Source organism: Rhizobium grahamii (assembly GCF_009498215.1).
Lineage (GTDB): Bacteria > Pseudomonadota > Alphaproteobacteria > Rhizobiales > Rhizobiaceae > Rhizobium > Rhizobium grahamii_A.
Window position 1 is genome coordinate 1797860 of sequence record NZ_CP043498.1, and the last position, 11700, is coordinate 1809559.

Annotated in this window: 14 protein-coding genes and 1 pseudogene; 8 read left to right on the forward strand and 7 right to left on the reverse strand. The window is 61.0% G+C overall.

Going from position 1 to position 11700, the window contains the following annotated elements; all coding sequences use genetic code 11:
• Nucleotides 1-37 precede the first annotated feature (37 nt).
• From FZ934_RS08840 to FZ934_RS08850, 3 genes are all read left to right on the forward strand, one after another.
• Nucleotides 38-952, forward strand: coding sequence for a bifunctional helix-turn-helix transcriptional regulator/GNAT family N-acetyltransferase (locus FZ934_RS08840; protein WP_153270772.1), 915 nt, complete (start codon nt 38-40; stop codon nt 950-952).
• Between the two features lie 61 nt (nt 953-1013).
• The gene (locus tag FZ934_RS08845) at nt 1014-1631 is read left to right on the forward strand and encodes a TetR/AcrR family transcriptional regulator (RefSeq protein ID WP_153270773.1); all 618 of its coding nucleotides are present in this window, start codon (nt 1014-1016) and stop codon (nt 1629-1631) included.
• Nucleotides 1632-1700: 69 nt separating this feature from the next.
• Nucleotides 1701-2906 carry an MFS transporter gene (locus tag FZ934_RS08850; RefSeq protein WP_153270774.1) on the forward strand — a complete coding sequence of 402 codons (1206 nt, stop codon included), beginning with the start codon at nt 1701-1703 and terminating at the stop codon, nt 2904-2906.
• 6 nt (nt 2907-2912) lie between these two features.
• Here FZ934_RS08850 and FZ934_RS08855 read toward each other — a convergent pair whose 3' ends face one another.
• Nucleotides 2913-3332 (reverse strand): winged helix-turn-helix transcriptional regulator, encoded by a 420-nt coding sequence (locus tag FZ934_RS08855; protein ID WP_113363375.1) that lies wholly within the window; start codon nt 3330-3332, stop codon nt 2913-2915.
• Nucleotides 3333-3450: 118 nt separating this feature from the next.
• Between FZ934_RS08855 and FZ934_RS08860 the strand changes: the two genes are divergently transcribed.
• A complete protein-coding gene (locus FZ934_RS08860) occupies nt 3451-4338 on the forward strand; it encodes an SDR family oxidoreductase (protein ID WP_153270775.1) in 888 nt (295 codons plus the stop codon).
• A gap of 46 nt (nt 4339-4384) precedes the next feature.
• Here the strand turns inward: FZ934_RS08860 and FZ934_RS08865 are convergent, their stop codons facing one another.
• Nucleotides 4385-5137 carry a pyridoxine 5'-phosphate synthase gene (locus FZ934_RS08865; RefSeq protein ID WP_153270776.1) on the reverse strand — a complete coding sequence of 251 codons (753 nt, stop codon included), beginning with the start codon at nt 5135-5137 and terminating at the stop codon, nt 4385-4387.
• A gap of 430 nt (nt 5138-5567) precedes the next feature.
• Here FZ934_RS08865 and FZ934_RS08870 point away from each other — a divergent pair, with 430 nt between their 5' ends.
• Nucleotides 5568-6257 carry a MerR family transcriptional regulator gene (locus tag FZ934_RS08870; RefSeq protein WP_246737864.1) on the forward strand — a complete coding sequence of 230 codons (690 nt, stop codon included), beginning with the start codon at nt 5568-5570 and terminating at the stop codon, nt 6255-6257.
• A gap of 22 nt (nt 6258-6279) precedes the next feature.
• Here FZ934_RS08870 and FZ934_RS08875 read toward each other — a convergent pair whose 3' ends face one another.
• Nucleotides 6280-7407 (reverse strand): ATP-dependent DNA helicase, encoded by a 1128-nt coding sequence (locus FZ934_RS08875; RefSeq protein WP_153270777.1) that lies wholly within the window; start codon nt 7405-7407, stop codon nt 6280-6282.
• A 138-nt stretch (nt 7408-7545) separates the two neighbouring features.
• Between FZ934_RS08875 and FZ934_RS08880 the strand changes: the two genes are divergently transcribed.
• From FZ934_RS08880 to FZ934_RS08890, 3 genes and pseudogenes are all read left to right on the forward strand, one after another.
• A complete protein-coding gene (locus FZ934_RS08880; RefSeq protein ID WP_153270778.1) occupies nt 7546-7923 on the forward strand; it encodes a COG4315 family predicted lipoprotein in 378 nt (125 codons plus the stop codon).
• A gap of 9 nt (nt 7924-7932) precedes the next feature.
• Nucleotides 7933-8448, forward strand: coding sequence for an RNA polymerase sigma factor (locus tag FZ934_RS08885; RefSeq protein WP_153270779.1), 516 nt, complete (start codon nt 7933-7935; stop codon nt 8446-8448).
• Nucleotides 8445-9226: pseudogene (locus tag FZ934_RS08890) on the forward strand (anti-sigma factor family protein). The gene FZ934_RS08885 and the pseudogene FZ934_RS08890 overlap by 4 nt, the downstream one beginning before the upstream one ends.
• A 3-nt stretch (nt 9227-9229) precedes the next feature.
• Here the strand turns inward: FZ934_RS08890 and FZ934_RS08895 are convergent.
• The 4 genes from FZ934_RS08895 to FZ934_RS08910 form a co-directional block, all read right to left on the reverse strand.
• Nucleotides 9230-9601, reverse strand: coding sequence for a nitrile hydratase accessory protein (locus FZ934_RS08895; protein ID WP_153270780.1), 372 nt, complete (start codon nt 9599-9601; stop codon nt 9230-9232).
• The gene (gene nthB, locus FZ934_RS08900) at nt 9588-10247 is read right to left on the reverse strand and encodes a nitrile hydratase subunit beta (RefSeq protein ID WP_153270781.1); all 660 of its coding nucleotides are present in this window, start codon (nt 10245-10247) and stop codon (nt 9588-9590) included. Before nthB ends, FZ934_RS08895 begins: the two co-directional genes overlap by 14 nt.
• Complete coding sequence (gene nthA / locus FZ934_RS08905) at nt 10244-10891, reverse strand: nitrile hydratase subunit alpha (RefSeq protein ID WP_153270782.1); 648 nt, start codon at nt 10889-10891, stop codon at nt 10244-10246. The genes nthB and nthA overlap by 4 nt, the downstream gene beginning before the upstream one ends.
• A 96-nt stretch (nt 10892-10987) precedes the next feature.
• Nucleotides 10988-11581, reverse strand: a complete 594-nt coding sequence (locus tag FZ934_RS08910; protein ID WP_153270783.1) for a LysE family translocator — start codon at nt 11579-11581, stop codon at nt 10988-10990.
• Nucleotides 11582-11700: the final 119 nt, after the last annotated feature.

An 11700-nucleotide genomic window follows, 5' to 3' on the forward strand; every position in this document is an offset into this window, starting at 1 on the left:
TAATTGGACATTGTCTCCAAAAGGAGATGCTGTCCCGATGTCCGACGCCATTATTGACGCGGTGAGAGACTTCAACCGCTTTTACACCAGGTTTCTCGGCCTGCTGAACAAGGCCTACCTCGACACCCCGTTCACGCTGACCGACGCCCGCGTCCTCTTCGAGATCGGCTCTCACGACGGGGTGAGCGCCTCGACGCTGACGCGCGAACTGCAGTTGGATGCGGCCTATCTCAGCCGCATTCTCAAACGCTTTCGTGGCGAAGGCCTGATCGAAACGAAGCGCGATCCCGATGATCAGCGCAGCCAGGTGATACTAGCCACGGAGAAGGGATTGGCGCAATTTCGAGAGCTTGGCACGCGATCGAGCGCACAAATTGCCGAACACTTCGATGAACTCGCAACAAGTGAGCAACAGGCGGTCGTCGGCGCGATGCAGACGATCCGCTCGCACCTCGACCCCGCGGCACCATCATCACCCGCAATCATCCGCGCCCACCGGCCCGGCGATATCGGCTGGATCGTCCAGAGCCAGGCACGCGCCTATACCGAGGAATACGGTTGGGATTCGCGTTTCGAGGCGCTTGTGGCCGACGTCGCGAGCAAGTTCCTCGCCAACTTCGATCCCGCGCTGGAGTATTGCTGGATCGCCGAACGCAACGGAATCAATGTCGGCTCGATCCTGATTGCAAACGGCGGCGATGGCGTCGCCAAGCTCCGGCTCCTCTATGTCGACAAGTCGGTACGTGGCCTGGGGCTGGGTAAAACGCTGGTCGAAGAATGTATCCGCTTTGCTAGATCCAGGGGCTACCGGCGGGTTTCCCTCTGGACGAACGACGTCCTGCATGCCGCCCGCGCGATCTACATCAAGGCAGGCTTTCGCCTTGTCTCCGAAGAGAGACATCAAATGTTCGGGCGCGGCGAAAACGGCCAGACCTGGGTCCTCGACCTCTAAGCAGCCGATCCCACGATTTTTCGCTTGATTTGGAAATGATCATTTCCTAATTGGTTTGATCATGACATCAGCGACGCTTGAGAACACGACGAAATCGCGGGGCCGCCCGCGCGAATTCGACACAGATGCCGCATTGGACAAGGCGCTCGCCGTCTTCTCCGAGCGCGGCTACCACGCGGCGTCCATCAGCGAACTGACGGATGCAATGGATCTCGCCGCCGGCAGCGTCTACAAGGCTTTCGGAGACAAACGCGGCATTTTTCTCGCCGCCTTCGATCGCTACCGCACGGTCCGCCGCAGCCTCCTTGATGCGGAACTCGCGAAGGTCATGACCGGTCGCGAGAAGGTCCAGGCACTCCTGAATTTCTATGCGTTCTATTCCCATGGCAACGCCGGCCGTCGTGGCTGTCTCGTGGTCGGCAGCGCCAACGAACTGGCGACATTCGACACGGACGCGGCCGATCGCGTCGCCGCCGCTTTCGCCGCAAACGAAGCCCTGCTGCTCGATCTTATCCAGGCCGGACAAGCCGACGGTTCAATCGCGGCAGGTATCGACAGTGCCGTCGCCGCGCGTGCCCTGCTATGCTTGACCAAAGGAATGCGCGTGGTCGGCAAGACGGGACGCACCCACGATGACATGGCCGCCGTCGCTGAGATCGCCGCAAAGATACTCGACTGACCTCCCCAGCACGGGGCTACTTACCCGTGCGCTTCAAGATAATGACCATCCGACATTCCGGAGCCCCGCATGAGCCTTTCTGCTTCAACGCCCCAAGACGCAGCAACCCAGACGATCTCGCCACTTATGACATTCATGTTCGCGGCAACCTGCGGGCTGGTCGCGGCCAACCTCTATTACGGGCAGCCGCTTGCCGGTCCGATCAGCGCATCGCTCGGCCTCAGCCCGGCTGCGACGGGGCTGATCGTGACGCTGACCCAGATCGGCTACGGTCTCGGCCTGCTGCTCATCGTTCCTCTGGGCGACTTGCTCGAAAACCGTAAGCTCGTACTGACGTTGATTGCGGTATCGGCCGTCGCCCTGGTTGCTGCAGCACTGTCATCGACCCCGGCGATGTTCCTGACCGCTTCGCTCTGTATCGGGCTTGCATCGGTTGCCGTGCAGGTTCTGGTACCGTTCGCCGCCAACATGGCGCCCGACGCAATCCGCGGTCGGGTCGTCGGCAACGTCATGAGCGGCTTGCTCTGCGGCATCATGCTCGCCCGCCCCTTTGCGAGCTTCCTTGCCGAGGCGACCTCCTGGCACACCGTCTACTATGTCACGGCAGCGATCATGGTCGCGTTGGTGCTGATCCTGCGCGCCAATCTTCCCGTTCGCACGCCGCACACGAAGCTCAGCTACGGTGAACTGCTGGCGTCGATGGGCCACCTCGCCCTCCACTCGCGCGTTCTGCAACGGCGCGCGCTCTATCAGGCCGGCATGTTCGGCGCCTTCAGCCTCTTCTGGACCACAACGCCTTTGCTGCTTGCTGGTCCGGAGTTCGGCATGACGCAGAACGGCATCGCCCTTTTTGCATTGGCGGGTGCTGCCGGCGCGATTGCATCGCCGATCGCCGGTCGCCTCGCCGATCGCGGCCTGACGCGGATCGCCTCCACCCTGGCGATGGTGCTCGGAATGGCATCCTTCCTGATCGGGCACTTTGCGGCGGACGGCTCGGTCACGGCACTCATCCTGCTGACGCTCGCTGCCATCCTTTTGGATTTCGGCGTCACCACCAATCTCGTCGTTGGCCAGCGCACCATCTATGCAATCAGCGCCGAGCACCGCAGCCGCCTCAACGGCCTGTTCATGGCGACCTTCTTTGCCGGTGGCGCGCTCGGTTCCGCAGTCGGCGGCTGGGCCTTCGCAACGGGTGGATGGTCGCTGACAGCGTGGATCGGGCTCTGCTTTCCGGCCTTCGCCTTCCTGCTCTTCCTCACAGAGCGGAAAAGCTAATGCCCGCTAGATAGCTTCGGCATCGAACCGGCTACGCGCTTCGCGAACCGCATCGTGGTTCGCCTCCGCCCAATTCAACAGCAAAGCCAGCGTCGCATACAGAGATCGCCCGAGATCGGTCATCCTGTATTCGACGCTCGGCGGTTTCGTCGGGAAGACCTCACGCTCGATATAGCCCTCGCGCTGCAGGTCGCGCAGCGTCTGCGTCAGCATCCGCTGGGAAATGTCGGGAATCATCCTGCGAAGCTCGCCGAATCTGTAAGGACGCTGTGATAGTGCCTCCAGCATCAGCGTCGACCATTTGCCACCAATCTGTTGCATCATGTCCCGCACGGGACAATTGCTGAAGTCGAGCTTCGAAAGGTCTATCTCGCGGCGGATCGCCGGAGCAGCCTTGCTCTTCAGGTTCACGACGGAGCCGCTCATCTATGGTGGTTCCCTTTTGGTAACGTAGAGCCTGAAAACTGCCTTCTTTACAGCCCAGCGTCAATTCCTATTCTAGTGCTAGTCTCTTTTTGAGACCTATTGAACCTAGAGGACGACTATGAGCGAAACGATTCTTATCACCGGCGCAGCGGGACAGCTCGGCCAGCGCGTCATCCACCACCTGCTCGAAACCTACAAGGTTCCCGCAGCGAGCTTGATTGCCGCAAGCCGCGACCCGTCCAAGCTTGCGTCCCTCTCTGCAAAGGGCGTCGTAACCCGCGCCGCCGATTTCGACGACCCGGCGACACTCGAGACCGCCTTCAAGGGTGCCGACCGCCTGCTGATCATCAGCACCGACGCGCTGGCAGTTCCCGGCCAGCGGCTCAAGCAGCACACGGCGGCAGTGGAAGCGGCAGCCAAAGCCGGCGTCAAGCACATCGCCTACACCTCGATGCCGTCGCCCGACAAGTCGCTCGTGACCTTCGCCCCGGATCATCTCGGCACCGAAAACGCCGTGAAGGCAAGCGGCCTGCCCTACACCATCGTCCGAAACGCCTGGTACATGGACAACTACCTGCACGGCATGCCGCACAACCTCCAGGGCGGTAGCTGGTACACCTCGAGCGGCGACGGAAAGATCTCCAACATCTCTCGCGAAGACTGCGCGATCGCGATCGCAGCCGCGCTCGCCTCCGGCACCGCCGAGAGCGCGACCTACACCGTGACCGGCAGTGAATCGCTGAACGCCGATGAAATCGCCGCCATCATCGCGGACGCCGTCGGCAAACCGTTGAAGGCCGTGCAGGTCAGCGACGAGCAGCTTGGCCAAGGCATTCGCGGCGCCGGACTGCCTGGTTTCGTTGCCGATATGCTTGTGTCGGCAGACGCGAACATTCGCGCGGGCAATTTCGATATCGTGACGACCGACTTCACGAAGCTGACAGGCAAGCAGCCTGAGACGCTGAAGGACTTCGCCATCGCGCACAAAGCCGCCCTGACGGCCTGATGCTCAATGACCGACACGCCCCGTTTCAGGGGCGTGTCGGCACAATTCAGATCTTCTGGCCGCAGGCGCGGCAGAAGCGCCGAACAGTTTCGGCCATGCCGTATTCGAGTGCATCAGCCGTGAGGCCATGGCCAATCGAAACTTCGGCAAGCTTCGGAATACGCTTTACGAGGGCCGGAAGATTGGCAACCGTCAAGTCGTGGCCGGCATTCACGCCAAGCCCGAGCGCAAGCGCTGCATCCGCCGTCCGGCCAAGTTTTTCAAGGATGGGCCCTGCCCGCTCCGGGCCGTCATAGCAGCCTCCGTAGGGCCCTGTATAAAGCTCGATGCGATCCGCACCCACTTCCTTCGCGATCGCGACCGCTTCCTCATCGCCATCACCGTCCGCAAACAGCGAGACGCGCGTTCCCATCTTCTTCAGCGACTGGATGACGTCGGTCAGAAAAACCCTGTGCTTGCGAAAATCCCAGCCATGGTCGGAAGTTGCCTGTGACGGATCATCCGGCACCAGTGTTACCTGCTCGGGAGCAACGCTCGCGCACAGCTCCAGAAAGTCGGCGGTCGGATAGCCCTCGATATTGAATTCGGCCTGCGGGAACTCGTCATCGATGAGGTTGCGGATGACAGGCAGGTCGGAAAAGCGGATATGACGCTGGTCGGGTCTCGGATGCACCGTCAGCCCGCTCGCCCCCGCCTTGAGCGCGATGCGCCCCAGTCCCTCCACGCTCGGCCAAGGGAGGTCGCGCCGATTCCGCAGCATCGCGACGGCGTTGAGATTGACGGAAAGCGTGGTTGGCATGGCGACTGTCCATAGATCGAAAACGGTGCCCCGCTTTTACGTGATATGTGCCGATGAAGCCAACGACATTCCGTTATGGACACATTTCAAACGCTGACACCAAAGCAACCAGCGCGCGAGATCGCGCAATAAGTATTACAAAGCCGAAAATGGCGTGATGAAACGATTAAGTCGCACGGAAATAGCAGCAAGCGAGATAAAATCGCCGAACAGGACAATCTCTCCGATACATTGCCCTGTGATTTAAAAATGATTATTTTTAAGACTAACAAATAGTTTCGTTTCCTTCATAACCTTCGGCTAATGCAACAGAGAATCCGCCCCTCGTTGCTTCGAGACTAGTACATAACGCAGAGAGGAAACCCCACTCGACCGCGCCCCGCGTCTTTGAAATGCGCAAGCTGCACGATCGTGCACAACAGGAGGGTTGATGGCAGGAAACTATAAGCGGACACTTACTCCGCAAAACGTATCTGAGTTGCGGCACGAATGCCGATTTCTGCCCGCAGCGGCGCTACCGCCGGACTTGCCGGGCAAACAGGTTCCTATTGCCGACATGGCAAACGCCTTTGGCGTCACGCATAGAACGCTGCACTTCTATGAGGAGAAGGGCCTGATTTCGTCAGGGCGCATGGGGCTGATGCGCGTCTACGATCCGGGCGACATCATGCGCATGGCCGTTATCAACGTCTGCCGCGAAGCCGGCATGGCGGTGGCGGTCATCCAGGAACTGATGCACGACCTAAGCGGGGCCGCCTCGCAGGAGGCAGCCGATGCCATGTTCCGCACCGCGCTTGAGACACGCAAGCGCGAACTCTGCGCCGATATGTCGACGCTGCATCGCCAGTTGCAGCATGTCAGCGAACTGCTGGAGCGAAGCGCCGAAGCACCGGACGGATTGCTGAACGACAACCAGCACGAACGGGAACTGACGGAAAAGGAACTTCGCTGCCTGTCGCTGATGGCCGAAGGCCTGTCGACGCACCGCCTCGCCCGCGTGCTTGCGATGGACGATGGCGAAGCCCGCGCTGTGGAAGCCGCCATCATCGGCAAGTTCCAGGCCAACAACCGCTTCCAGGCAATCGCAAAGGCAGTGATGCTCGGTGTCGTAGGGGCATGATGCCCGAGACACGAAGGCACGATCAGCGCACGATCGTCAGCGTCTCGGCTGCACGGGTGATGGCCGTATAAAGCCAGCGCTCGCGCGTATCGCGGAATGCCCAGCTTTCATCGAACAGAACGACATTGTTCCACTGCGAACCCTGCGCCTTGTGCACCGTCAAGGCGTAACCGTAGTCGAACTCGTCGTAGCGCTTGCGGGCGTTCCAGGGGATTTCGCCCTCGACATCCTCGAACGCCTGCTTCAACAGCTTGATCTTCGCCGCCCCGCGATCCATGTCGTCGTCTTCAGGCCGGATCAGCAGATTGATCCCCGGCTTCGTGGTTTCCTTGGACGAGGTCATGACCTGCCACAGCGAGCCGTTCAAAAGCCCCTTAGCCGGATCATTGCGCAGGCAGACGAGTTTGTCCCCCGTCTGCGGATACTCGGTCGTAAAACCCTTCAACTCGCGAAGGCGCTGATTGTACCGCTTGCGCGTCCGGTTGGTGCCGACGAGAACCTGATCGGCGTCCAGAACCAGCGCCTGATTGACCTCGTTCTTCGAGATCACCTTTGCAGCGCCGTAGTCGCCATACATGATCTCGTTGCCTTCACGTACCTGCATGGCGAGCTTGATGATCGGATTGTCGCGCGCCTGGCGGTGGATATCCGTCAGCAGGTAATCCGGATCCTGATTGGTGAAGAAGCCCCCACCCGAAACGGGCGGAAGCTGGCCGGGATCGCCGAGAACCAGGATCGGTGTGCCGAAGCTCATCAGATCCTTGCCAAGCGCCTCGTCGACCATCGAGCACTCGTCGACAATGATCAGTGCGGCCTTGGCGACAGGGCTCTGCCTGTTGATCGAAAACATCGGCGCTATCGAGGTCTTGCCGGTTTCCTCATCCTCCACCGCCTCTTCGCCGCGGGGACGATAGATCAGCGAGTGGATCGTCTTGGCGTTGCTGGCGCCACGCGAGCGCAACACTTGTGCCGCCTTGCCGGTGAAGGCCGCAAACAGCACATCGCCATCGACATGCTCGGCGAAATGGCGCGCAAGCGTCGTCTTTCCCGTGCCGGCATAGCCGAACAGGCGGAAAATCGGAGACCGTCCCTCCTTCAGCCAGTTGGAAACGGCCTTGAGGGCTTCATCTTGTTGCGGGGCAAATTGCATGGTCGTTCGACTTGGCAGGATTCGCCGGGGATAGGCAAGCGAGAAAAACTCTTCCTCTACCGGGAATAAACCTCGGGGCACCGGTGTCTCATCGCAGGCAAGGAGAAAAGCCTGCCCAACCCCAGTGAGGAGAAAGACATGAACTCCCTGACACTTCTGATCGCATCCGTCGCCGCCGCCGTAGCGACATCCGCCTTTGCCGCAGAGCCGGTGAAAGTGATGGATTCCGCCAAGGGCAAGGTCCTTACCGGCGACAACGGCATGACGCTCTACACATTCAAGAAGGATTCCAAGGGCGTCTCCAACTGCTACGGCGATTGCGCCAAGAACTGGCCGCCGCTGATGGCCGCTAGCGGCGCGAAGGCAGAGGGTGCATATTCCCTCGTGGACCGCAAGGACGGCAGCAAGCAGTGGGCAAAGGACGGCATGCCGCTCTACTACTGGGTAAAGGACAAGAAGATGGGTGACGTCACCGGTGACGGCGTCGGGGGCAACTGGGATGTCGCCAAGCCGTGAGAGGCGACCGTGAAAACACCGAAGCCTGAAAGCTTCGAGGGCCAGATCCTGGCCCTCATTCCCTCCCTCAGGCGCTATTCGCGCAGCCTGACGCGTTCGGATGCCGATGGTGAGGATCTTCTGCAGGATTGCATCGAGAAGGTCTTGTCCCGTCGCTCGCAATGGCGTGGTCTGAACCTGCGCGGCTGGGTGCTGACGATCATGACCAACCTGTCGCGAAACGGCCACCGCCAGCGCCAGCGGGCGCCGACGGTAGAGCTTGAAAGCGCCGAGAACGTCGTCTCCGCCGACGCGGCCCCCGATCCGCTCGAACGATCGAAGCTGGAAGAGGCGCTGAACAGCCTTTCGGAGGAAAACCGCTCGGTGCTGATGCTCGTCGTCATCGAAGGCTATACCTATCAGGAGGTCGCGACCGCCCTCGACATTCCGATCGGAACGGTGATGTCGCGCCTGTCTCGCGCGCGCCAGAGGATCGGAGAGCGCATGAAGGCCGACAATGTCATTACGCTTCGGAGACCGAAATGAACGAGATCAACCCGACCGTGACCGAAGCGGATCTTCATGCCTATGCCGACGGACAGCTTCCCGAACAGGCGCGCGCCCGTGTCGAGGCTTGGCTGAACGACAATCCGGATGACGCGACCCGCGTCGCGGAGTGGATGGCGCAAAATACAGAAATCCAATCGCTCTTTGCACCCTACGAAAGATCGGTTGAGGCCGACGCGGCACTTGTCACCAACAGAGGACAACGATCCAACTGGCCAAGGCGCCTGGCGGCGGCAGCCGCGATCATCGCGATTTTCGGCCTCGGCGCACTGAGTGGCCACTACGGCCCCGCCCTGTTCGAAAAGCCGGATCTGCAGCTGACCGAACTTGAAACCTTTCCCAACGAAGCTCGAAACGCCTTCCTGGTCTACGCAACGGAAGTCCGCCACCCCGTGGAGGTCTTTGCCGATGAGGAGGCCCATCTGGCGACCTGGCTCGGCAAGCGGCTCGCGATCCAGAACCTTCGGGTTCCGAACTTGCAGGAGCTCGGTTTCAAGCTGGTCGGCGGCCGCCTGTTGCCTGTCGACGGTAAACCGGGGCGATGTTCATGTACGAGGATCAGGCTGGCGAACGCCTGACGGTCCTCGTCGGTCGCAACGCCGACAACAGATCGACGAGCTTCCGCTTCGCCTCTTCGGGCAATGTCGAAACCTTCTATTGGATCGATGGCGAACTCGGCTACGCGGTGACCGGCGAGGTCTCCCGCGAGGTGCTGAAAAAGATAGCGGAAGAATGCTACCGGCAGTTTCCGTCGTGATCGTCAGCGCAGCGGATCGTTGGCAAGCTCGATCGGCTTGCCGTGCGGTGTCGCCTCCGCTGCCCGCTGCCAGCTCTTCTGCAGATCGAGGATCATGTCAGCGTCAGCAACGCCGCGCAGAACCAGGATCGCAGAAAGCGCTGAGACCCAGCAATCGAAATAATCGCTTCCATCTTCGGCGCGGCCGGGCTGATGCAGCTCTCGCGACAGGGTTTCCGCCCATTCGCTCCATGTGAACAGACCGCGCTCGTGCAGATGCACGGTCATGGCAAAGGCTTCCGCGGCCCAAGGCTCGGGAAACACTGGCTCGCCATCCACCGATTTCGGCAGATGCGGTGATTGGGCGAGCGGCGAACGCGTTTCACACTGGCTCAAGATAGCTCTCCCAGGCGTCGATCGAGACACTGAGCGTCGGATCGGCACCCTCGCCCCAGATCTCGCCGCCATCGAAGACAACAGTGTAGACCCATTGCGGATTCTCGCCCTTGCCATGGGCATTGTCGTCGGGAAAGACGAAGGAGCCCTGGACCGCCTCCACGACCCCGGACTTGGCACGCGCATAGCGCGGCAGCCGGGTATGTGTCGTCGGGTTGAAATTCCTGGTTCGAACCTTGTCTCCAGCCGCAAAGCGCGGCGGCGTCGCCACGGGCCTGTCGCAAGGACCACCCTTCGCGAGCACGCCAGCCACCATGTCGGCCTTGAGGATGCGCTTCGGCGTCGCGCCGTCCACCTGCTTGCGACCGGCATCGATTTCGCCTGACGTCACGAAGCCGTGCCGCTCCAGCAGCACTTCAAGCGCCCGCGTCCAGATCTCGTAATAGCTGGCGCCAAGGTACTCGGCCGGAGGAATGCTCTCGCGCGTGTGCCGGCTCTCGTCGATGTTCCACGCACCCAGCGCACCGCCTGACAGCGTGAGCCCGAGCGCTCGTTTCTCCCACTCCGCATGAAAATACGGCTCGTTCGTTTCGGGCGCGACAGGGCCGAAACCCATCTGGCCTCCGAGGTCGTGCGGGCCATTCATGCTGCAACTCCTGGCATGGAAGCAACGCCGGTTCCGATCATCGAATCGCGACTGACGAGATCGGCAAGTTGCTCCTCGCTCCAGCCCTCGGTGCCATCAGGTCTTTCGGGAATGACCAGATAGCGCAGCTCGGCCGTCGAATCCCAGACACGGATCTTCTTGTCGTCAGACAACGTCACGCCGAACTCGGCGAGCACGCCGCGCGGATCGATCACCGCCCTCGAGCGGTAGGCCGGCGCCTTGTACCAGACCGGCGGCAGGCCGAGTACCGACCACGGGTAACAGGAGCAAAGCGTGCAGACGACGAGATTGTGCGTCTCGCCGGTATTGAATACGGCGCGCATGTGCTCGCCCTGACGTCCCGTATAGCCGAGGCTCGCGATCGCCGCGGTTGCGTCGCGCCGGAGCCAGTCGGCGAAATCGGGATCGCTCCAGGCCTTCGCAACGACCCAAGCGCCGTTACGCGGCCCAATCTTGGTTTCGTAGGTTTCCACGATGGCGTCGATGGCCGCCGGATCGATCAGTCCCTTTTCCGTCAGAACCGTTTCAAGCGCCCTCACCCGCGCCTGCATGTCGGTGTAGCGGTTCTCATGGTCGTGATGATGGTCATGGTCATGGCCGTGATGATGATCGTCGTCGTGCACGAGATGGTCCTCCGCCAATGCGTGGCCTATCTTTAGGCGCTTGCGGCCGGGCCGCCAAGCCCAACCGGCAGGTTCACCGATGCGAAGCTTGAAACTCTATTTTAGCATTGGCCAGAGGCTGAGTACCAGCAAGACGGCCATGGTGATGTTGAACCATTTCAGCCGCGTCGGGTCCGACAGCCAGTCGCGCAGCGCCGAGCCGAAACCGGCCCAGGTCGAAACGCTCGGCACGTTGACCAGCGCGAAGGCGAGACCGACGATCAGGACACTCGCCAGATAGATATCGGGGATCGTGTAGGTCGCCATGGCAGTCACCGCCATGACCCAGGCCTTCGGATTAACCCACTGGAAGGCCGCCGCCGAGAGGAACGACATCGGCTTCACCCCGCTTTTGCCTTCGCCGAGCGTACGCGATGTCGCGATCTTCCAGGCGATCCAGGCAAGATAGGCGCCGCCGGCAAACTTCAGGGTGGTATAGAGAGCCGGCACCGTATGAAGCAGAGCGCCCAGCCCGAAGCCGACGCCTATGAGGAGCGAAAAGAAACCGGCCCCGATGCCGAGCATGTGCGGAACAGTCCGGCGGAAGCCGAAGTTCACGCCCGAAGCGAAGAGCATCATGTTGTTGGGACCTGGCGTTATCGATGTCGTGAAGGCAAACAGGACGAGTGCCAGAAATGTATCCAACGGCATGGGACCTCCCCGAGGCCCGCAACTATCGGCGACCTCGATCATTTTAGGTCAGGATAATTGACCTAAACATGCCGTTCCACGCAATCATTGTCATGGTGACAGGATTGGTTGAAAGATTG

What these genes read in the sequence shown, in the direction of transcription:
- FZ934_RS08870 (WP_246737864.1), top strand. Translation starts at nt 5,568, where the DNA reads ATGGCAGGAAACTATAAGCGGACACTTACTCCGCAAAACGTATCTGAG.
- FZ934_RS08845 (WP_153270773.1), top strand. Translation starts at nt 1,014, where the DNA reads ATGACATCAGCGACGCTTGAGAACACGACGAAATCGCGGGGCCGCCCG.
- FZ934_RS08865 (WP_153270776.1), bottom strand. Translation starts at nt 5,137, where the DNA reads ATGCCAACCACGCTTTCCGTCAATCTCAACGCCGTCGCGATGCTGCGG.
- FZ934_RS08860 (WP_153270775.1), top strand. Translation starts at nt 3,451, where the DNA reads ATGAGCGAAACGATTCTTATCACCGGCGCAGCGGGACAGCTCGGCCAG.
- FZ934_RS08840 (WP_153270772.1), top strand. Translation starts at nt 38, where the DNA reads ATGTCCGACGCCATTATTGACGCGGTGAGAGACTTCAACCGCTTTTAC.
- FZ934_RS08850 (WP_153270774.1), top strand. Translation starts at nt 1,701, where the DNA reads ATGAGCCTTTCTGCTTCAACGCCCCAAGACGCAGCAACCCAGACGATC.
- FZ934_RS08855 (WP_113363375.1), bottom strand. Translation starts at nt 3,332, where the DNA reads ATGAGCGGCTCCGTCGTGAACCTGAAGAGCAAGGCTGCTCCGGCGATC.
- FZ934_RS08880 (WP_153270778.1), top strand. Translation starts at nt 7,546, where the DNA reads ATGAACTCCCTGACACTTCTGATCGCATCCGTCGCCGCCGCCGTAGCG.
- nthB (WP_153270781.1), bottom strand. Translation starts at nt 10,247, where the DNA reads ATGAATGGCCCGCACGACCTCGGAGGCCAGATGGGTTTCGGCCCTGTC.
- FZ934_RS08910 (WP_153270783.1), bottom strand. Translation starts at nt 11,581, where the DNA reads ATGCCGTTGGATACATTTCTGGCACTCGTCCTGTTTGCCTTCACGACA.
- FZ934_RS08875 (WP_153270777.1), bottom strand. Translation starts at nt 7,407, where the DNA reads ATGCAATTTGCCCCGCAACAAGATGAAGCCCTCAAGGCCGTTTCCAAC.